Origin of the sequence: Novosphingobium meiothermophilum, from assembly GCF_003171715.1 — a bacterium.
In the GTDB taxonomy this organism is placed as follows: domain Bacteria; phylum Pseudomonadota; class Alphaproteobacteria; order Sphingomonadales; family Sphingomonadaceae; genus Novosphingobium; species Novosphingobium meiothermophilum.
Map to the genome: position 1 here is coordinate 494,481 of NZ_QGHL01000007.1, position 20,412 is coordinate 514,892.

General features: G+C 62.2%; 17 protein-coding genes. 3 read left to right on the plus strand and 14 right to left on the minus strand.

From position 1 onward, the window contains the following. Positions 1 to 24 precede the first annotated feature (24 nt). From DKM43_RS06460 to DKM43_RS06475, 4 genes are all read right to left on the minus strand, one after another. Positions 25 to 471: a DUF6691 family protein gene (locus DKM43_RS06460; RefSeq protein WP_109797616.1), complete on the minus strand. Its 447-nt coding sequence runs from the start codon at positions 469 to 471 to the stop codon at positions 25 to 27. Then, positions 468 to 890, minus strand: a complete 423-nt coding sequence (locus DKM43_RS06465) for a YeeE/YedE family protein (RefSeq protein WP_109797617.1) — start codon at positions 888 to 890, stop codon at positions 468 to 470. The genes DKM43_RS06460 and DKM43_RS06465 overlap by 4 nt, the downstream gene beginning before the upstream one ends. Before the next feature lie 12 nt (positions 891 to 902). After that, positions 903 to 2,159: an OmpP1/FadL family transporter gene (locus DKM43_RS06470; RefSeq protein WP_109797618.1), complete on the minus strand. Its 1,257-nt coding sequence runs from the start codon at positions 2,157 to 2,159 to the stop codon at positions 903 to 905. Positions 2,160 to 2,369: 210 nt separating this feature from the next. Next, entirely contained in the window at positions 2,370 to 3,971 is a 1,602-nt protein-coding gene (locus DKM43_RS06475; RefSeq protein WP_109797619.1) for an MBL fold metallo-hydrolase, read from the minus strand. A 182-nt stretch (positions 3,972 to 4,153) separates the two neighbouring features. On the opposite strand from DKM43_RS06475, the gene DKM43_RS06480 reads away from it, so the two are divergent. Both DKM43_RS06480 and DKM43_RS06485 read left to right on the plus strand, forming a co-directional pair. Further along, the gene (locus DKM43_RS06480; RefSeq protein WP_109797620.1) at positions 4,154 to 5,641 is read left to right on the plus strand and encodes a thymidine phosphorylase family protein; all 1,488 of its coding nucleotides are present in this window, start codon (positions 4,154 to 4,156) and stop codon (positions 5,639 to 5,641) included. Next, positions 5,638 to 6,540 (plus strand): ribose-phosphate diphosphokinase, encoded by a 903-nt coding sequence (locus DKM43_RS06485; RefSeq protein WP_109797621.1) that lies wholly within the window; start codon positions 5,638 to 5,640, stop codon positions 6,538 to 6,540. The genes DKM43_RS06480 and DKM43_RS06485 overlap by 4 nt, the downstream gene beginning before the upstream one ends. Before the next feature lie 146 nt (positions 6,541 to 6,686). On the opposite strand, the gene DKM43_RS06490 is transcribed toward DKM43_RS06485, so the two are convergent. The 4 genes from DKM43_RS06490 to DKM43_RS06505 form a co-directional block, all read right to left on the minus strand. Continuing rightward, the gene (locus tag DKM43_RS06490; RefSeq protein ID WP_109797622.1) at positions 6,687 to 7,349 is read right to left on the minus strand and encodes a hypothetical protein; all 663 of its coding nucleotides are present in this window, start codon (positions 7,347 to 7,349) and stop codon (positions 6,687 to 6,689) included. Positions 7,350 to 7,451: 102 nt separating this feature from the next. Continuing rightward, positions 7,452 to 8,030: a CC0125/CC1285 family lipoprotein gene (locus tag DKM43_RS06495; RefSeq protein ID WP_109797623.1), complete on the minus strand. Its 579-nt coding sequence runs from the start codon at positions 8,028 to 8,030 to the stop codon at positions 7,452 to 7,454. Positions 8,031 to 8,242: 212 nt separating this feature from the next. Continuing rightward, positions 8,243 to 9,655 (minus strand): dihydrolipoyl dehydrogenase, encoded by a 1,413-nt coding sequence (gene lpdA / locus DKM43_RS06500; protein WP_109797624.1) that lies wholly within the window; start codon positions 9,653 to 9,655, stop codon positions 8,243 to 8,245. 75 nt (positions 9,656 to 9,730) lie between these two features. Continuing rightward, positions 9,731 to 11,008 carry a pyruvate dehydrogenase complex dihydrolipoamide acetyltransferase gene (locus DKM43_RS06505; RefSeq protein ID WP_109797625.1) on the minus strand — a complete coding sequence of 426 codons (1,278 nt, stop codon included), beginning with the start codon at positions 11,006 to 11,008 and terminating at the stop codon, positions 9,731 to 9,733. Between the two features lie 171 nt (positions 11,009 to 11,179). Here DKM43_RS06505 and DKM43_RS06510 point away from each other — a divergent pair, with 171 nt between their 5' ends. Continuing rightward, positions 11,180 to 11,638: a universal stress protein gene (locus DKM43_RS06510; RefSeq protein ID WP_109797626.1), complete on the plus strand. Its 459-nt coding sequence runs from the start codon at positions 11,180 to 11,182 to the stop codon at positions 11,636 to 11,638. A gap of 15 nt (positions 11,639 to 11,653) precedes the next feature. On the opposite strand, the gene DKM43_RS06515 is transcribed toward DKM43_RS06510, so the two are convergent. The 6 genes from DKM43_RS06515 to DKM43_RS06540 form a co-directional block, all read right to left on the minus strand. Next, complete coding sequence (locus DKM43_RS06515) at positions 11,654 to 13,933, minus strand: ribonuclease R family protein (protein WP_109798049.1); 2,280 nt, start codon at positions 13,931 to 13,933, stop codon at positions 11,654 to 11,656. 39 nt (positions 13,934 to 13,972) lie between these two features. Further along, positions 13,973 to 15,295, minus strand: coding sequence for a M28 family peptidase (locus tag DKM43_RS06520; RefSeq protein WP_109797627.1), 1,323 nt, complete (start codon positions 15,293 to 15,295; stop codon positions 13,973 to 13,975). A gap of 85 nt (positions 15,296 to 15,380) precedes the next feature. Further along, a complete protein-coding gene (gene proS, locus DKM43_RS06525; protein ID WP_109797628.1) occupies positions 15,381 to 16,928 on the minus strand; it encodes a proline--tRNA ligase in 1,548 nt (515 codons plus the stop codon). Positions 16,929 to 16,993: 65 nt separating this feature from the next. Continuing rightward, the gene (phaR, locus tag DKM43_RS06530; protein WP_109797629.1) at positions 16,994 to 17,545 is read right to left on the minus strand and encodes a polyhydroxyalkanoate synthesis repressor PhaR; all 552 of its coding nucleotides are present in this window, start codon (positions 17,543 to 17,545) and stop codon (positions 16,994 to 16,996) included. Between the two features lie 77 nt (positions 17,546 to 17,622). After that, positions 17,623 to 18,678: an alanine racemase gene (gene alr, locus DKM43_RS06535; protein WP_109797630.1), complete on the minus strand. Its 1,056-nt coding sequence runs from the start codon at positions 18,676 to 18,678 to the stop codon at positions 17,623 to 17,625. A gap of 1 nt (position 18,679) precedes the next feature. Next, entirely contained in the window at positions 18,680 to 20,323 is a 1,644-nt protein-coding gene (locus tag DKM43_RS06540) for an MFS transporter (protein WP_236632422.1), read from the minus strand. Between the last annotated feature and the right edge of the window lie 89 nt (positions 20,324 to 20,412).

Genomic DNA, 20,412 nt, shown 5'->3' on the forward strand with positions numbered 1-20,412 from the left:
CGGTGCTGGCTACGTCACTCGATCTCAGGGCTGACCGGGTTCGGGCGCGTCGGGCCGCTGGGGAGCGCGGCGCATCCTTGCGGAAAGCATGATGCCTGCGATCATGGCGGCCATGAATGGAGCGGTTGCCGCAGGGGCCAGCACCAGATCGACCAACGCGGGACCGGGGCAGATGCCTGCGAGGCCCCAGCCCACGCCGAACAGCACGGCGCCGCCGATCAGCCGACGGTCGAGCATCTGCCGATCCGGCTTGTCATAAGCTTCGCCGACCAGGGGGCGCTGGCGCCGGTTGGCCAGCCAGAACAGCGGAGTTGCAGTAATCACCGCGCCGCCCATCACGAAGGCAAGGCTTGGGTTCCACGTCCCGGCCAGATCAAGGAAGGCCAGCACCTTTGCGGGGCTGCTCATGCCTGAAACCAGCAGGCCGAAGCCGAAAGCCAGACCTGCAATGAATGCGACAAGCGTTCTCATGCCAGTCCCCCATGGCGGATTATCCACACCGTCAGCATCGCCACGGCCATGAAGATCAGCACCGACACCAGCGAGCGCAGGGAGAACCGCGAAAGACCGCAAACGCCATGGCCGCTGGTGCAGCCATTGCCAAGGTCGGTGCCAATGCCGACGAGCAGCCCTGCCCCCACCAGTGTCCACACCGGAATATCGTTCAACCCTTCGATCGCCTGCGCCACATTGCCTGTCAGCAGCCAGACCAGGGCAGCGAGCGCCATCCCGCCAATGAAGGCGATGCGCCAACCGCGCGCCGGTCCGCCAACCGCGCGCCGGAGTATTCCGGTAATCCCCGCGATCTCGCCTGCGAGGAAATAGAGCCCGCCCGATGCCAGCCCTATGAGCACGCCCCCGGCAAGGGAGATTGTCCAGCCATCAGGCATTGTTTCATTTCCTCAGAACAGAAAGCCGGCCGAAAATCCTGCGGCCGTTTCAGCCAAGCGGATATTGGCTTCGCCACCACCATAGGGCTGCGGAATCGATCCCGAACCGTAAACCCAGTTGCGGGGTGCGTGCATGACATACCCGGTAAGTTCAAGCTTTCCGTCAACCTTGACCGTTGCGCCAGCGGTGAAATGATCGGTGACGACCCCCGGAGCCAGAAGATTGAGAAAAGTCTGCGACGCGGGAACCGGGTTATCCGATCGGCCATACCCTGCGCGCAGGGTCAGCGTGTCGCTGGTTTTGTAGGCAATGCCGAACTTCACCACGTCGATGTTCTGCCAGCCAAAGCCGGGGCCATTCTCGGATCCGAAGAGATTCCCGGAGAAGAGCGGTGCAAGCGGATTGCCGACAGAAGCCACGCCCGCATATTCAATGCGCTTGTAGTCCGCGCCCAGCGTGAGCCTGCTGCTTGGCCGGAGCGCAACGCCGAAACCCCAGGACGCGGGAACATCGAAATCCCCCCGCCCGGCAAACAGGCCTGCATACTTTTCGAACCGCCCGGACCACACCTTTGACTGATAGAACGCCCCGACTGATACCGACTTGCCCAGATGGCCCAGATAGCCGACGCGCAAGCCTGCACCGAAGGCCCAGTCGTCGCCGTTGTTCGTCATTTGCAGCGGCGCGCTGCTGGCCGCGGTGAATGGCTGGATGCCAGTCATTGAAAAGCTTTGCAGCAGCAGAATGGGGGAAATGCCAATGCTGTGGCCTTCGGCAATCCGCGCCGCGATGGTCGGTGTGATGAATATCTGACGCAGATTCACCCCGGCCTCACCCTGCGCACCGAAGTTGCCGAACGGATTGGCATCGTAGTTGGTGTTCATGCCGCCGTTGCCGACAACGGTGATTCCAGCCGCGAAAGTCTTGTTCAAGGGCTTCACGTAGGCCACTTCAGGCAGGACGAAGGGGTTTGCGCCATTGCCTGACCATTTGCCGCCCAGCGGAACGTTTCCGGTGATTTCGACGCCGCGGCTCGGCACAAACACCTCGATCCCCAGATCAAGACGCTCGCCCAGATCAACTGCGGCAGCGGGATTGGCCGCAATAGCCACGGCATCATCGGGCATGGCGATGGCAACCCCACCCGCGCCCTTTGCCTTTGCGCCCATTCCGTTCACGAAGTAACCATCGGTTGCATTGGCGACACCCGAAAACGCAAGGGCGGCACCGACAGCCAACGCAGCGCGGAAGAAATGGCGATAAGTCATTGAACGGATCCCTCATGGCCCGGACCTGCACCGGGCGAACAGATGTTTGCGCTGCCCATACCGCCCTTGGCGGTGCAGAGAACAAAGCTTTCACTTGGTTGCTGAAAGCGCAGGTTGCCGACAGGCGGTCTGCCTCATCACACTATGCCCACCGAAGTGCGCATTGCGCCGCGTTCGTCAATCCCGAAGGGTGAGCCTCGGTGCTGGCGGTCAATCCCGCTGGTTGCGGTGCTTCCTGTCCTCGCGGAAGGTGCTGTAACGGTCGAGCACGGCGCGCATCTCGTCTATTGCCTTCTGTCTTGCACGGGCATCGCGGATAGCGACAAGGCGACGTTTCAGGCTTGTGGCGAGGTCGGCATAACTGTTCTGCCAGTCGCGACCGATAGCCTCATGCAGTTCAGCCGATCCCGTAGCCGTGCGCCGCGCCGCAGTGCCGGGCATCAGTTCATAGGTTTCACCGATTTCAGGGATGATGATGGATGATGCCAGCCCGCGTTTCTGCACTTCGCTGCGGAGAGTTTCTACGGCCCCGCTTTCTCCGTGGTCGAGGAACAGGCTTCCCGCAATCGGCCCACGCTCGGCGATCCAGTCGAGCAACTCGCCCTGATCGGCATGGGCGGAATAGCTTTCGATCTCGCGAATGCGCGCCCGCACGGCAACATCACGCCCGGATATACGCACCCGCTGCGCACCATCCAGAATGACGCGTCCAAGCGAACCTTCCGCCTGAAAGCCGACGAACAGAATGGTCGAATCGCGCCTTGGAAGATTGTAGAACAGATGGTGCCGGATCCGGCCAGCCTCGCACATGCCAGAGGCTGCGAGGATGATTGCTCCTGAAACGGAATTGAGCCGCATGGATTCGGTCACATCGTTGACATAACGAATGGCAGAATGGCCGAAGACGTCGGCGCCTCCCGTATCCTCAAGCTGACTGGCATACTTGCGGAACACGCCTGTCGCCCGGTTTGCGAGCGGTGAATCCACGAATGCGGTTGCGTTGCCGATCCTTCCGCTGGCAGAAAGTGCAGCAATATCAAGGAGAAGTTCCTGGGTTCGCTCCAGGGCAAATGCGGGAATTACCAGATTCCCGCCGCGTCGGCGCGCCTCCACGATCTCGGCAGCGAGCAGTTCACGCCGTTCGGCGATCGTGGCGCGCTGGCGCAGACGATCACCATAAGTGGATTCGCAGATCACGTAATCGAATCCGGCCGGGGATTCCGGATCGGCGTGAAAGGCCTTGTTGTCCGGTCCTATGTCACCGGAATAGAGCAAGCGCACCCCGCCAGCCTCGACCTCGATCGAGGCCGAGCCGAGAATGTGCCCGGCATTCCAGAGTCTGACCCGAAATCCGGGTGCCGGTTCGAACCATTCTTCCAGCGCCACCGGCCTGCTTGCTCGCCAGATCGCTATGCCATCCGCCTCGGTGTAAATGGGCTGAAAGGCGTCATCACCGGCCCGGTCGGCGCGTCGGTTGCGGCGCTCTGCCTCCGTTTCCTGTATCCGTCCGGCATCGGCCAGCATGAACTCAAGCAGATCGGCCGTCTCGGCAGTGCACCATACCGGCCCGGTATAGCCTTCGGCGGCCAGACGCGGAAGAAGACCGCTGTGATCGATGTGGGCATGGCTCAGAACCACCGCGTCGACTGATTGCGGATCGAAAGCAAGAGCCTGATGATTGAGACTTTCGAGCGTGCGTGATCCCTGAAACAGGCCGCAATCGAGGAGGACGCGCGATTTGCCGTGACGAAGTTCAAGGCAGGAGCCGGTGACTGTACGTCCAGCGCCGTGAACTGTCAGGGAAAGCGTCATGGAGGACTCCTGCTTGGCCAATCTCCGCTTGCAGCAATTTCCTGTAAGGTATGCCGAAGCTTGCATCATTGCGACAGAACAAACAACATCGGCGCAGCAGGTGCTAACGGCTGCCTGCCCGTGATGGGGATGGTAACGGCGCGCCCGCAGGGCTTGTTGCTGGTGGAAGGCCCAGGAAAAGCATGTTCAGGATCAGGCTGGTCGCGATCGACACCTACCCGGAGAATACGGCATTCCTTCCGCGCAGGGGGAGCACATACGGGGCAGAACAGTTCCGCGCGCTGCGCAAGATCGAGGTCTGCCATGAAAACACGGCCATCCTCGCCACGCTGGCAATCATGGATGACGAGCACCTGCTCCAGCCTGGAGAGATCGGGCTGGGAGAACAGGCGTTTCGCAGAATGGGTCTGCCTGAGGGCACCGCTGTTGCCATTGCCCAGGCCAAGCCGCCTGCGAGCCTGGAAGCGGTGCGCCGAAAGATCCGCGGGGACACCCTTGCCGACGATGAGATTGCCGCCATCATTCGCGACATTTCCCGGCATCACTATTCGCCGATGGAGATTGCCGCATTTCTTGTGGCGTGCGCCGGGTTCATGACCACGCAGGAAACCCTTGCGCTGACAAGGGCCATGGCTAACGTCGGCAGCAGGTTGCAGTGGGAATCCCCGCTGGTTGTCGACAAGCACTGCATTGGCGGTATTCCCGGCAACCGGACTTCAATGATTATCGTGCCGATCGTGGCCGCACACGGCCTCATCATTCCCAAGTCGTCTTCGCGGGCGATAACATCGCCCTCCGGCACTGCCGATACCATGGAGGTGCTCGCCAACGTCGATCTTTCTGCCGAACGGATGAAAGAGATCGTCGCACGAGAGAACGCGGTTCTGGCGTGGGGCGGCAGGGTCAACCTCTCTCCGGCAGATGACGTGCTCATCTCGGTGGAACGACCGCTGCGCATCGACACTTTCGAGCAGATGGTGGCTTCGATCCTGTCCAAGAAGCTGGCCGCGGGATCCACCCACCTCGTGATCGACATCCCGGTCGGGCCGACGGCGAAGGTGCGCGATCAGACCGAGGCTGTCCGGCTGCGCAAGTTGTTCGAATATGTCGCGGGCAAGGTGGGCCTTGCGGTCGACATCGTCCTGACTGATGGGTCGCAACCCATAGGTCGCGGCATCGGCCCCGTGCTCGAAGCGCGTGACGTCATGGCAGTGCTGCGTAACGATCCCGATGCTCCGTCGGATCTCAGGGAACGTTCCTTGATGCTGGCAGGTCGCTTGCTTGACTTCGACCCGCGTCTGCGTGGCGGACAGGGATATGCGCGGGCGGCGGAATTGCTCAATTCAGGGGCGGCGCTTGCCGCGATGGAGAGATTGATCGACGCGCAAGGCAGGCAGGAGCACGAGGCCGAGGTCGGTCATCTTGTACACGAGGTGCTGGCGCCTTGCGATGGGCAGGTCGTCGCGATCGATTGTCACCTCATTGCCCGCGTTGCCCGCCTTGCCGGGGCGCCGATGGACAAGGGCGCCGGGATAGACCTGCTCCGCAAGGTCGGCGATCCCGTCGGGAAAGGCGAGACACTTTACCGGATACATGCAACCTCGCAGGCAGGTCTTGGCTTTGCTGTCGAACTGGCCTCGCAGGATGCCGGGTTTGTGGTCAGGCAATGACAGCGATCCTTCACTATTTCCGCACTGACGCCAGACCAGCCATGCGCCTGGCCAAAGCGCTGGGCATGGCGCATGCGCTGATAGTACACCGAAGGTTTCCGGATGGGGAAAGCCTGATCAGGGTTGGACCTGCGGCGGACACCTGCCTCATCCACTGCTCGCTGCATAATGCCGATGCACGGCTCATGCCGTTGCTGCTCGCCGCTTCTGCCTTGCGCGAGGGCGGCGCAAAGCGGCTGATCCTGATTTCCCCGTATCTTGGCTACATGCGTCAGGATTGCGCCTTCACACGCGGAGAAGCCGTCTCGCAGCGCGTCCTGGGCCGGCTCCTGTCCGGGCATTTTGATGCCCTCCTGACTGTAGATCCGCATCTTCATCGCACGTCGAGACTGGAAGATGTCGTGCCGGGCATTCCGGCCATCAACGTGCCCGCCGCGCCTGCGCTTGCCGCTGCTGTTGTCGGAATTGCAGGCGCCCAGCCATCAGAAGGGTGTGTTCTCGTTGGACCGGACGAGGAATCGCGCCCCTGGGTCGAAGCCGTGGCCGCACCCATCGGACTTGAGATCATCGTTGGCCGCAAGCATCGCACCGGGGACCGTTCGGTGCAGATCGAACTGCCCGCTGCATCCGCAGTGCGCAACCGGCAGGTAATTCTCGTCGATGATGTCATTTCCAGCGGCGGAACGATGCTGGCATGCGCACGGCAACTGCAAGCAGCAGGGGCAATCGCCATTGCGGCGGTGGCCAGCCATTGCCTTGCCCGCCCTGCCGATCTTTCGGCACTTGCAGCCACCGGCATAGGTCCTGTCCTTGCCACCGACAGTGTTCCGGGAAAGCCCTGCAAGATTGCCATGGCGGGCTATATCGCAGAGGCTGTCAGAAAGGCGGCTCTCGCCTGACTGAACGTCTGGCGCGCTGCCGGAGACATGCACCGAAGCGGGAACGCCTGATCGCAAAGGCCGCAATGCAATGCCCACCCCCGTCAGCTTGAAAGGGGTGGGCTGCAAGTCTGGACAGAAGCAAACGGTGCCAGCCAGAGGGCCGGTCAGGGCTGGCCGCGACCATACCAGTCGGGCACATCAACGCCCATGTCTCTTGCGCGCTCTCTTGCCATCGTCTGCATTTCGGTGCGGATGCGGGCGCGTTCCTGTTCGGTTGTGGCATTGCGCATCCGCTGATGGAACTGAAGTCGCTCCTGCTCAGTCAATGCCTGTGCCAGATAATAGCCATCGCGCTGGCCGCTTCCTGCACGTTCAGGCCCGAAGGGAGCATCGACACCGAAATTGCGCGCGCGTTCCCGGATCATCTCCTGATTCTCCGCGCGCACACGCTGGCGTTCCTGTTCGGTTGTGGCATTGCGCATCCGCTGATGGAACTGCTGCCGTTCCTGTTCGGTCAGCATCTGCCAGCCTGAAAGCTGACCTTCGATGTTGCGGCTGATCTGAAGTCGATCACGGTCCTGAAGCTGGTCCCGATCCCGTGTCCGATCACGATCGCGGTCACGGGTGGCATCCCTATCGTGCAGCCGATCGCGATCCTGCATCCTGTCCTGATCGCGCATCCGGTCCATATCTCCGGTGCGGCCCTGACTGGGCATCTGCATCGTTCCAGAGGACATCCCTCCCCCGCCATGCCCTCCGGCGCGCTGGGCCAAGGCGGCGGGTGCCATCACGGTCATGGCGGCGGCACAGGCAAGCAAGCTGGTCATGATCCTTCGTGACATTACAACTCTCCTTGTTTCTGGTGAGGGCGGCAACTTCGATCCCGGCATCGGAATTGGTTCAGAAGACGGGGCTGACCTTTCAGCGGCTCAACGACCGCTGCGGATGTCCGGCCCGATCCGCCGGATGACGTCGCGTGCATCGAACGCCTTGAGATTGGTTGTCGGCATGAAGCCACGGCCCATCCGGATTTCCGCAGTCACTTCAAATCGTTCGACCTGGCGCGTGTCGACCCGGCCTGTCCAGAAGGGATCGCCGAAGTATGGATCCCATGTCTGCCAGCCCAAGCCCGGTCCATAGTAGCGCCAATAGGGCCGCCAGTAGGCATAATCATCGTAGAACCACGGACGGTAGAGCGGATCGGGACGAAAATCGCGCTCAACCCGGCGTTCGGTTTCCCGATCCTCGATCACGAACCAGTCATTACCCTGTTGCAGAGTGAGTTCGGCGGCCCGGTAAAGGAGCGAAGCCTCTACCCGCTCGCGCGAGGTAAAGCTGTTGCCGGCAAAGGTTACGCGGAAGCGGTCCGGGGCAAGCTGGACCTCGGAATATCCTCCCTCGCTCCTGCTGGCAGACGATATCGGCTGATATGGTGTCGGTGTTCCGGCACATCCTGCAACAAGCAGCGCCAAGGCCACTGCTTCTGCCATTCGCGAACCGCTGCCCATACTTGCCTCCTCTATCCGGTTTGAAACTTGCTCCAATGTCGAAGAATACGGGTGTTATGGCCTGCTCCGGATTGTCCCGTCCTTGATCGATATCAACCAGAACGGACTGTTTCGAAACTTCTTCGCGCCGACCGGCTCACGCGCGCACGAAGAAAAAGGCGCGGGAAAATGCCTTCCCCGCGCCTTCCGGATTGTGCCGAACGTCGGTCAGGTCAGATGTGCAATGCCCGTCCGTAGGCTGCCAGCACGCTTTCGTGCATGGATTCGCTGATGGTCGGATGCGGGAACACCGTGTGCATCAATTCGGCTTCGGTGGTCTCCAGCGTCTTGCCGACAACGAAGCCCTGTATCATCTCGGTCACTTCCGCGCCGATCATATGCGCGCCAAGAAGTTCGCCGGTCTTTGCATCGAACACCGTCTTCACAAAGCCTTCCGGCTCACCAAGCGCAATTGCCTTGCCGTTGCCGATGAAGGGGAACGTGCCAACCTTCACCTCGTGCCCGGCTTCCTTTGCCTTGGCTTCCGTCAGGCCGACGCTGGCGATCTGCGGGTGACAATAGGTGCAGCCGGGAATGTTGGCGCGGTCCATCGGATGCGGGTGCACGTCCTTGTTGCCCAGTTCGGCGGCAATGGCTTCCGCGGCGATCACGCCCTCGTGGCTTGCCTTGTGCGCGAGCCAAGGCCCCGGCGTCACGTCGCCGATGGCCCAAAGGCCCTTGACGTTGGTGCGGCCATAGCCGTCGATGGCGATAATGCCGCGTTCGGCCTTCACGCCCAGCGCTTCAAGCCCGATATTCTCGGTGTTGGGAACAATGCCTACAGCCACGATCACATGGCTGAAATCGGCTTCGGCAACCTTGCCGTCTTTCCCCTTGATCTTCGCCTTCACGCCAGATGCCGATACGGCAAGGCTCTCGACGCCGGCGCCGGTCATGATCGTCATGCCCTGCTTGGTCAGCGCCTTTTCAAGGAAGGTGGAAACGTCCGCATCCTCGACTGGCACGATCCGGTCCATCATCTCCACCACGGTCACGGCAGCGCCCATGTCGTTGTAGAAACTGGCGAACTCGATGCCGATTGCGCCCGAACCGATGACCAGCAGCTTCGTCGGCATTTCCTTGGGCGTCATGGCGTGGCGATAGGTCCAGACACGTTCGCCATCGGCCTTGGCAAAAGGCAGGTCACGCGCGCGGGCACCAGTGGCGACGATGACGTGCTTTGCCGAAATCGTCTCGGTGCCCTTCTCACCCGTCACTTCAACGCTTGTCGCGCTTTTCAGAACACCGTTGCCCATATGCACGGTGATCTTGTTCTTGCGCATCAGGTGCGTGACACCCTGGTTGAGCTGCTTGGCAACCCCGCGCGAGCGCTTGACCACGGCGTCAAGGTCAGCCCGTATATTGTCGGCCGCAAGGCCATAGGCAGCCGCGTGCTTCATGTGGTTGAGCACCTCGGCCGAACGCAGCAGAGCCTTGGTGGGAATGCAGCCCCAGTTAAGGCAGATGCCGCCCAGATTCTCCCGCTCGACGATGGCGGTCTTCAGGCCAAGCTGTGCGCAGCGGATGGCCGCGACATAGCCGCCGGGACCCGATCCGAGAACGATGACATCGTAGTTTTCAGCCACGCAAATGCTCCTTGAAGGCCCTCTTCCGGCCGATTTTCTAGCGGATCGAGCAGCACGTTGCCGCTCGCAGATTTGTCAGGCCACCAGTCCCAGCGGGTTTTCGATCAGCGCCTTGAAAGCCTGCATCAGTTCCGCCCCGTCTGCGCCGTCGATCGCGCGGTGATCAAAGCTTCCCGTGGCCGACATGACCGTGGCAATGCCAAGCGCGCCGTCGATCACATGGGGCCGCTGTTCGCCCGCGCCCACCGCCATGATCATGGCTTGCGGCGGATTGATGACGGCATCGAAGCTCTTGATACCGAACATGCCGAGGTTCGACAGCGACGCCGTGCCGCCCTGATATTCGTGCGGTTGCAACTTGCCCTCACGGGCCTTGGCTGCGAGCGTCTTCATCTCGGTGGCAATGGCCGAAACCGACTTGCTGCCCGCATCGACGATGATCGGCGTGATGAGGCCGGATGGAGCGGCAACGGCCACCGAAATGTCGGCGCGTTTGAAGCTGCGCAGTTCATCACCCGCAAAGCTGACGTTGCACTTTGGCACCTGCACCAGCGCCTTGGCCAGGGCCTTGATGATGAGATCGTTGACCGAAAGCTTCACGCCCTGCGGTTCGAGCGCCGTATTGAGCTGCCCGCGAAGCTTGAGCAGAGCATCGAGACGGATATCGACCGTCAGGTAGATATGCGGAATTGTCTGCTTGGCCTCGGTCAGGCGGCGCGCGATCGTCTTGCGCACGTTATTGAGCTTCTGCGCTTCGTAGGGAATACCGAAATCGGGCACCGCAGGGGCAGCAGCGGCAGTGGGCTGGATCGGAGCCGGTGCGGGCGCAGCCACCGCCGCAGCCGCTGCCTGCGGCTTTGCTCCTTCGACGTCTGCCTTGACGATGCGCCCGTTCGGACCCGATCCGGCAACTGCGGCAAGATCGATGCCCCGGTCTGCGGCAATACGCCGCGCCAGAGGCGTGGCAACAACGCGATCACCCTTGGCTACTGGTGCGCTGGCCTTTGCCGGCGCGGCAGTCGGCGCTGGGGCCTGAGTGGCAGGCGCTTTCGCCGCTTCGGCGACGGGGACGGCTGCAACCGGCGCAGGTGCGGGCGCATCGGCATCTTCGTCTTCCCCGGCGATCACGGCGATCACGGTGCCAACCTTCACGCCTTCGCTGCCTTCGGGCACGTCGATCGACACGACAGTGCCCTCGTCGACCGCTTCGAACTCCATAGTGGCCTTGTCGGTCTCGATCTCGGCCATGATGTCGCCAGAGGAAACCTTGTCACCCACCTTGACCAGCCACCTGGCGAGGGTCCCTTCTTCCATCGTCGGAGACAGGGCGGGCATCTTGATGGCGATGGGCATGGGAGCGCGTTTCCGTATCCTTGGAGGGCGGGATCAAGGCCCCTGAGAAGGAAACCTGACCTGCATCTTTTGTCGGCCCCATTTCACCAACATGGCGCGTCGGGTCAAGTAGCTTGGCGCTTGCGCTGAATACGAATTAGCCGATACCAAGGCATCGAGAGGATAGGCGGCATGACACAGCGCATCTACCTGGTAATCATGGACGAAACCGACGAGGCGAGAAGCGCGTTGCGCTTTGCCGCCCGCCGGGCGGTGCGGACCGGCGGCACCGTGCACATCCTCGCTCTGGTGGCGCGCCAGCAGTTCGTGGCCTTCGGCGGGGTGCAGGCCACGATGGAACAGGAAACGCGCGATCGGGCCGAGGTTCTTGCCATGACCGCCGCGGGCAGCCTTGCAAGCGAATCGGGGCTGACACCCGTTATCTCTGTCCGTCAGGGCGACGGGCCGAAAGTGGTGCGCAGGTATCTTGACGAGCATCCTGAGATTTCGGCGCTGGTGCTCGGCGCGGCGCAAGGCAATTCGCCGGGGCCGCTGGTTTCGCACTTTTCGGGCATTGCCGGACAATTGCCGTGCCCGCTGATGGTGGTTCCGGGCGGAATGTCCGATGAGGAGATCGACCGCTTCAGCTGATCGGCCGCCCTTTCGTCATTTCCGGCGTCCCTGATGCCGGATGTTTGCGGGACGCCCACGCTTGCCCACACCAAACTTGCCCTGCTTGCGCGGTTTGGGTTCCATGCGACCGCCGCGCCGCTCGATGCGCTGGACTCCTTCGGCAACATCCACTGGCTCGAACTTGAGAGCGCCGGTCAGCGGATTGGCTTCGGCAAGGCGGAGCTTCAGGATTTGCCCCATGGCAAAGGTTTCGCCGCTTGTCTCGCCGACAAGACGCTGCGCCTTCTCCTCATAGGTGAAACGCTCTGCGCCTAGGGTCGAGACGGGAACCAGCCCATCGCCGCCAAGACCGATGATCGTGGCGAACAGGCCGAACTTCTGCACGCCTGTGATGCGCGTGTCGAAAACCTCGCCCACCTTTCCAGCAAGCCACGCAGCAACATAACGGTCAATGGTCTCGCGCTCTGCCTCCATGGCGCGCCGCTCGGCATTGCTGATGGCTTCCGATACGCGGGCAAGATCGGCGCGGTCGCGGTCCGATAGGCCCGATGCGGGCGGCAGCCCGGTCCGGGGGCGCGGCTGTTCAAGGCCATAGGCATCGACCAGCGCACGATGCACCAGTAGGTCCGAATAGCGGCGGATGGGCGATGTGAAATGCGCATAGGAACCAAGCGCCAGGCCGAAGTGGCCAGCATTGCGCGGGCCATAGTAGGCTTGTGTCTGGCTGCGCAGCACAGCCTCCATGATAAGCGCCTTTTCCGCGTCGTCCGACACATCCTTGAGCATCCGGTTGAACAGGGTCGGCGTAATGACCTGCCCCAGCGCAAGCTTGCGACCGAAGGTGGCGAGATAGTCCTTGAGTGCGATCAGTTTCTCGCGGCTCGGCGCTTCGTGGATGCGATAGACAACCGGGGCCACCTTGGCCTCCAGCGCCTTTGCGGAAGCTACATTGGCCGCGATCATGAAATCCTCGACCACGCGGTGCGCATCAAGCCGCTCGCGCATGGCAATGTCCACAAGTCGACCGTGCTCATCCAGCACAACGCGGCGTTCTGGCAGCTCAAGGTTGAGAGGATCGCGCGCGTTGCGGGCCTTTTCCAACAGCCGCCATGCGTCCCACAGGTTTTGCAGGTGCGCTTCGGCCTCGCCAGCATCAATGCGGCGCTGCGCTTCCTCATAGGCGATAACTTCGGCGATACGCACGATGGCGCGGGTAAAGCGCCATTCGCGGATGTGGCCGGAACCGTCGATGTGCAGGTGACATGCCATGGCGGCACGATCCGCTCCCGATTTCAGCGAACAGACGTCAGCGCTGAGCACTTCGGGCAGCATCGGCACCACGCGGTCGGGAAAATAAACAGAGTTGCCACGCTTGCGAGCTTCACGGTCAATCTGGCCGCCCGGCCGCACATAGAAGCTGACATCCGCGATGGCGACGATTGCCCTGAAGCCTCCTTCTCCATCGGGTTCGGCCCAGATCGCATCGTCGTGGTCACGCGCGTCGACCGGGTCGATGGCCACGATCGGCAGGGCGCGCAGGTCTTCGCGGTGATCTTCACTGAGTGGAAGTCTGGCGGCGGTTTCGGCTTCGGCCAGCGCACTATCTGGAAAGACAAAGGGAATGCCATGCCGGTGGATCGCAATCAGGCTGAAAGAACGCGGCGCCAGCGGGTCGCCCAGCACGGCCACGACCTTCATGCCCGACCGCGAGGAGCGACCCGCCGGTTCGGCCAGCACGAGCTGGCCAGCCTCTGCGCCGCCAAGATCGGAAATCGGCGCGGCGTTGCGCACGCGCTTGTCCACGGGAGCCAGCCAGCCCTTGCCAGCACCGTCAATCTCGACCACGCCCATGAGCTGGTCTTCGCCGCCTTGCAGCTTCTTCATCGGATGGGCGATCCAGCCCTTGCCCGCTTCTTCCGTGCGCGCCAGCACCCTGTCGCCCACGCGCAGCGCGGGTCCACGATCCCGCGCCTTGCCCTTGGGTTCGACCACGCGCAGCCGTGGCGGCGGGCTGGCATCATCTGGTTGCCAGCTATCGGGAATGGCCACAGGTTCGCCTTCGTCGATCTCGACGATCCGCAGCACTGTCACACGCGGCACACCGCCCATGGCGTGAAACGCGCTGCGATTGCCGTCGATCAGCCCCTCTTCGGCCATGTCCTTGAGCAGGGCCTTCAGCGCAATCTTCTCCGCGCCTTTCAGGCCAAACGCCTTGGCGATCTCGCGCTTGCCGGCAGGTTCTGCCGATCGGGCGATGAAATCGAGCACCTGCTGGCGCGTTGGGAGCCCCTGAGGAAACGAATGCTTTGCCATCGGCGGCATGTGGTCCCTAAGTGTGCCGATGGCAAGCGTTCACGGTCTGGTCAATGGTCCGAACTGGCCGCCGGGCACTGCTGAAGCCACAGGACTTTCGCTGCCATCGGCGGCAATGGCGCTGACGCCGAACAGCCAGTCGTCCGCGCGGACGCCGCGAAGGCTCACACTCGTTCCGCCTGTTTCCTGCACTCGCGTGTCCCACATCGGCGCATCGGTGCGTCGCTGCCACACCACGTAGCGGACGGCACCCGGCACGGCCTGCCATTCAATATCGGTATCCGGCTTGACCGCTCCCTTGACGACGGGAGCGGGCGGCATCGGTGTGCGGGCCAGCCTGGCGAGCGCGCGGACATTCAGCCGGGTCACTCTTGCAAGGTAGGGAAAGTCCATCTCGTCAGCGGTATCGCCATACTTCACGCCATCTTCGGTGCGCAGATCCTGATGCTGATGCTCGTAGTCCTCAACCGCCACCGTGAAGCGGACCGCTGGATAGCCCTTGTCGGAGAAGGGCAACTGGTCGCCGCCCCTGCCCATGCGGTCGGCGCGCCAGATCTGCCGGACAGCAAGGCCCTTGCCCGCATCGGCTTCGGCAAGCGAGGCAACCCAGCGTGAAATGTTGCGCGAAGGGCTGTCATTCTCGCCGCCGAAGCGGCGCATCTGGGCGCGCAACGCGTCGGTGGAATCGGCTCGCAGACCTTCCGACAGAACGCGGACATGGGCATTGTCCCTGTAGCCATCCGAACCGGTGCTGCCACCAACGATATCGTTGTTGAGAACGGCCTTTACGGTCCATCCCTGAGCTGCGGCATAATCGGCAAGAAGCTTGCCGCCCAAGAGGCCCTGCTCTTCGCCCGAAAGCGCGGCATAGACGATGGTGGTCGGAAACTTTTCGCGCGAGAGGACGCGCGCCGCCTCAAGCACCAGCGCGGTCCCTGATGCATTGTCGTTGGCACCCGGTGCGTCCTTCACCGCGTCGAGAACGTCTGACACGCGGCTGTCTATATGGCCTTGAACGATAACGACTTCACTCGGTCGCTCGGTGCCGCGCTGGATTGCAACCACATTTACCAGACGCGTCGGCACAGGCACGCGGTCGCCAGAGACAACGGCTTCCGGCAGAACGATTTCAAGGCAGTTTCCGCAGGCGGCAGAAGTCTTGCGAAACTCTGCTTCGGCCCATTTGCGCGCGGCGCCGATGCCGCGCTTGGGATCGGTCTGCGAGGACAGCGTATGGCGTGTGCCGAAGCTGACGAGTTTTTCCACATCCGCCCGCAACCGGGCTTCGGAGATGGAGTCTTCAGGGGCGGCAAAGGCCGAGGTGGCCGCGAAAAGCGGAAGCAGGATCAGGAAGTTGCGCATCGCCGCGTCATGCAACGTCGCGATTATTGCCACAAGCCGGGGAAGTGAAAAGGGTGACGATTTTTTCAGCCACCCTTCCCCGCGGTCAGTAGGCGCGCGCGATGAGGATCTTCTCCACCGCAGGTTCACCCGTGAAGGGGCATGTGCCCTCAGGCGGGCCTGCATCCATTGGCGTATTGCGGATGGTAAGCTTCAGCGCCTTCAGCTGCTCGACCACTCTCGCCAGAGCCTCGCCGGTGGGCCTGCTCCATCCCAGCTCAACCCAACCGGGATATTTGACGCCTTCGGCAAAATAGGCCCTCAGCCCGTCAAGATCGGTCACGTCGCGCACGATCCGGTCGTGAAGGCGTTCGCGCGCCTCCTTGTGAAGCGCGTTCTGGATGTCTTCAAGTTCGGCGCCTGCAGCAGCAATGAAGGCCTCGCGGGCCTGCGCGACGAAGTTCGGCTTGGCATCGGCGCGCCACAGCCGATCGCGGCGAAGCGCCGAAACCTGCCCCGAATCCGCGTCGCGTCCGCCGATTTCGAGAATCAGCGGAACCCCCTTCTTGACCCATGCCCACCGCTTCTGCGTTGCCTTGCCGGGCCGCTTGTCAAGCAGGACGCGGACGCGTTCTGCGAAAGCGGACTGTTTTGCCAGCGCCGCGCGGATCTCCTCGCAGTAGGCCAGCAGCGCCTCGTCGGCATCGGTCTCGCGCAGCATGGGCAGGATCACGATCTGCTGCGGGGCAACCTGCGGCGGCACGCGCAGACCGTCATCGTCACCGTGGGTCATGATGACACCGCCGATCAGCCGGGTTGAGACGCCCCACGATGTCGTGTGCGCCAGCGTCTGCTGACCATCCTTGTCCTGATAGCGGATGCCGGCAGCCTGCGCGAAGGTCGTGCCCAGATAGTGGGAGGTGCCTGCCTGAAGCGCCTTGCCATCCTGCATCATCGCCTCGATCGAATAGGTCTCGACCGCGCCGGGGAAACGCTCGTTCTCAGGCTTCGCTCCGGCGATCACCGGCATGGCCAGCGGACCTTCGGCAAAGGCGCGATACATTTCCAGCGCGCGCAGCGTCTCCTTCATGGCATCGGCCTCGTCGACATGCGCCGTATGGCCTTCCTGCCACAGGAACTCGCTGGTGCGCAGGAACATGCGCGTGCGCATTTCCCAGCGCACCACGTTGGCCCACTGGTTTGTGAGCAGCGGGAGATCGCGCCACGACTGCACCCAGCGCGCCATGGCGGCACCAATCACCGTTTCCGATGTCGGCCGCACCACCAGCGGTTCTTCAAGCCTTGCTTCGGGATCGGGCGCCAGTCCGCCCTTGCCATCGGAAATCAGCCGGTGGTGGGTGACAACCGCCATTTCCTTGGCAAAGCCTTCAACGTGTTCGGCTTCCTTGGCAAAGTAGGACAAGGGAATGAACAGCGGGAAATAGCAGTTCTCGACGCCTGCTTCCTTGATCTGTGCGTCCATCAGCGTCTGGATGCGTTCCCAGATGCCATAGCCCCACGGCTTGATCACCATGCAGCCCCGCACGCCGGATTCCTCGGCAAGCTCGGCTTCGGCGATCACCGCCTGATACCACTGGGCAAAGTCGTCGGCGCGCTTGACGTTGAGCGCGTGCTTTATCGTAGGCTGGTTCATGAGGTGGCGCGATAAAGCGCCAGACGGCTTCCCGCAATGCCCGCGTTGGGATTGCGGGAACCGATTTAGCCTGTCAGCTGGTCGAGCTTCTTCTGCATCTCGGCCATCTGCTTGCGCAGGGCATCAAGATCATCGGCATCAGCAGCCTGCTTCGGCTCCGCCGCCGGCTGGGCCGTGGGCACGAAGGCGGCTGCGGCAGCCTTGAACATTTCCATGTTGCGCTGCGCGATCTGCGCCAGCGGATTGGCACCGATGCTTTCCTCGATCGCCTTTCGCATCTTGGCCTGATTTTCGCGGAAGTGCTCCATCGATGCTTCGAGGTATCCGGGCAGGAATGCTTGCATGGAATTGCCATACATCGAAATCAGTTGCCTCAGAAAGTTGGTCGGGAGCATCTGCTCACCGGCGGACTCTTCCTCCATGATGATCTGTGCAAGGATGGAGTGCGTCAGATCCGCACCCGTCTTGGCATCGATCACTTTGAAGTCGATGTTGTCCTTCACCATCTGCGCCAGATGGTCGAGCGTGATGTAGCTCGATGTGCTCGTATTGTAGAGGCGACGGTTGGCGTATTTCTTGATTATCACCGTGCCGCCGTTCTTGGATTCACTGGCCATAGGTGGGCCCCCGCTGCGACGTCCTAGGATATTAGCACGTGCAGCATGTGCGGCGCAACAAATCTTAACAAGTCTGGTTAGCCGCCGTTTTGGCGCGAAAACCGTTCTCCGAGCAGGGTCAGCAGTTCATACTGCGACAGCCCGGTCAGCCGTGATGACTCGGGAAGGCTGTATGCGGCAGTCAGCCAGTCTCCCTCACGGCATTGCGGCAGAGCCTCCAGATCGACAATGGTGAGATCCATCGATACACGGCCAATCACTGGTGCGATCGTGCCGTCATGCGTGAACGCGCCCTTGCCCGCCCAGCTCCGCAGATAGCCGTCGGCATAGCCGATGCTGAGGGTACCCACGCGCATCGGCCTGCTTGCGGTAAACAGCGCGTTGTAGCCGACAGTATCGCCCGGCCGAAGCTTGCGGACCTGAATGAGCGCAGCCTCCGGGCGGATTACCTGCGCAATCCTGCCTTCCAGTTCCGGACGCACGATGCCGCCATAAAGCGCAATGCCGGGGCGGGTGATATCGGCATGATAGTCTGCGCCGAGCGCGATACCGGCGCTGTTGGCCAAGCTGTAGCGCTTCGCCGCAACCGTGCTGCGCACCTGCGCGAAGCGATCGCGCTGGATGAGGTTCAGCGCACTGTCCTCGTCAGCACTGGCAAGATGGCTCAGGCAGATGTCGATATCCAGACTGCGCAGCAAAGGATCGGCTAGATCATCCATGGACAGTCCGAGACGGCTCATGCCGGTATCCACCATGAGATGACAGATGCCGCCGCCGGTCTGCGTCCAGATTGCGGCCTGATGGAGGCTGTTGATTACCGGCCGCACCCCCGTCTGGCGCGCAAACGCTGCCTCTTCGCGGGTAAGCGGGCCATGCAGCACAGCGATCATGGCGGGTGATGCGTGTGGCAAAAGCGCGGGCACTTCAGACCAGTGAGCCACGAAGAAGTCCCGGCAACCCGCGCTGGCCAGTGCTTCGACAACGCGCCCGGCGCCGAGGCCATAGGCATTGGCTTTCACCGCTGCCCCGGCCGCAGCATTACCGGAAAGGGCATCGAGAGCGCGCCAGTTCGCCACCAGGGCTTCCCTGTCGAGAGCAAGGCGCAGGGTTGACGACGGGAGGAGTATCGAAATCTCAGTCGTCCTTGAAATCGCTGGGCATTCCGGGCTTCAAGCCCCAGAGCGCCACCAGAAAAGCCACCAGAACCACGGCCCAAGTGTACCACAATCCTGCGTGGGGATCACCCGTGCGCGCAACGATATAGCTTGAAATGAGCGGCAGGAACCCGCCGAAATAGCCCGTGCCGATATGGTAGGGTATCGACATCGAACTGTAGCGGATGCGCGGCGGGAACATTTCCGAAAGAAGCGCCGCCACCGGCCCATAGGTAGCGCCGGAAAGCGCCATGAGCAAAAGCAACGCAGCGATGACTATGGCGATCCTGCCTGCCGATGGCGTCACCTTTGCAAAATCATAACCATGCCCGGAAAGCTCGGCCTGCAGGGCCGCGATCCGTGCCGCGGCCTTCTCGTCCCATGGATAGCTGTCAACCATCATGGGATCGGCGCCGATCGACACGCTGAATACAGGCGCCTCTGCCAGTTCATAGCTGATGCCGGACGCGGCAAGGTCCGAGAGGAGTTTGCCGCAGTTGCTTTCCTGTTCCGAAGCGAAGGGGCTGTAATGGCAGTCCGGCCCGGAAACGACGACCGGGTTGCGCCGAGCGGCCTCGGCCAAGCCGGGGTTGGCTGCCGAACCGATGACCCAGAAAATCGGGAACAGGAGTAACAGGGTCAGCGCATATCCGATGACGATGGGCTTCTTTCGTCCGACCCGATCGGACCATGCACCGGCCAGAAGATAGAAGCCCATACCGACCGCCCCCGCCACACCAACGATGATTTCGGCAAGGGTATCGTCCACGCGCGCAGCCGATTTCAGAAAACCGAGGCTGGAGAACATCGCCGTATACCAGATCACCGTAAGGCCCGCGGCAATGCCGAAAAGGGCGATGAAGATGCGGCGCTTGTTGCCCGGATAGGTGAAACTTTCGACGAAAGGATTGCCCGCGAGTTCGCCCTGCTCCTTCATGGCCTTGAACACGGGGCTTTCGGAAAGCTTGACCCGCATCCACAGCGAGATGGCCAGCAGCGCAAGACTGACAAGGAAGGGCACACGCCAACCCCAATCGAGCCAGACGGCCTCGCTCATCAGTGCCTTGCTGGACAGAACGACGATCAGGCTAAGGACGAAACCGCCAACCACGCTGGCCTGAATGTAGCTTGTATAATAGCCGCGGCGGCCATCCGGGGCATGTTCGGCCACGTAGATTGCGGCACCACCATATTCCCCGCCAAGAGCAAGACCCTGAAGCACCCGCAGGAGAATGACGATGGCCGGCGCGATGATGCCTATGCTGTCGGCAGAAGGAATCAGGCCCACACCGGCCGTGGCGATTCCCATCAGCGTGACCGTGACCAGAAACGTGTATTTGCGGCCAAGCCTGTCACCCAGATAGCCGAACAGGACAGCCCCCAGCGGACGGAAGCCAAAGCCAACGGCAAATCCGGCCCAGACCAGCAGAACCTGAAGCGTCGCATTGTCGGAAGGGAAGAAGGTCTTGCCGATGATTGCAGCAAGCGTGCCGTAGATGAAGAAATCATACCACTCGAACACGGTGCCAGCCGAACTTGCGGCAATGACCAGCCTGATATCCGATGCCGATGGCTCGGCCACCGTCTGACTGGCTTCCTTGGCCGATAGGTCTGAGCCTGACACGCTGCTTTCCCCCAATCCCGTTCCCTGCCTTCAGGGCCTCGCTGCCAGTCGCTCTAGCCAAGCGCCCGGCGCCACGGCAAGCCCTGCTT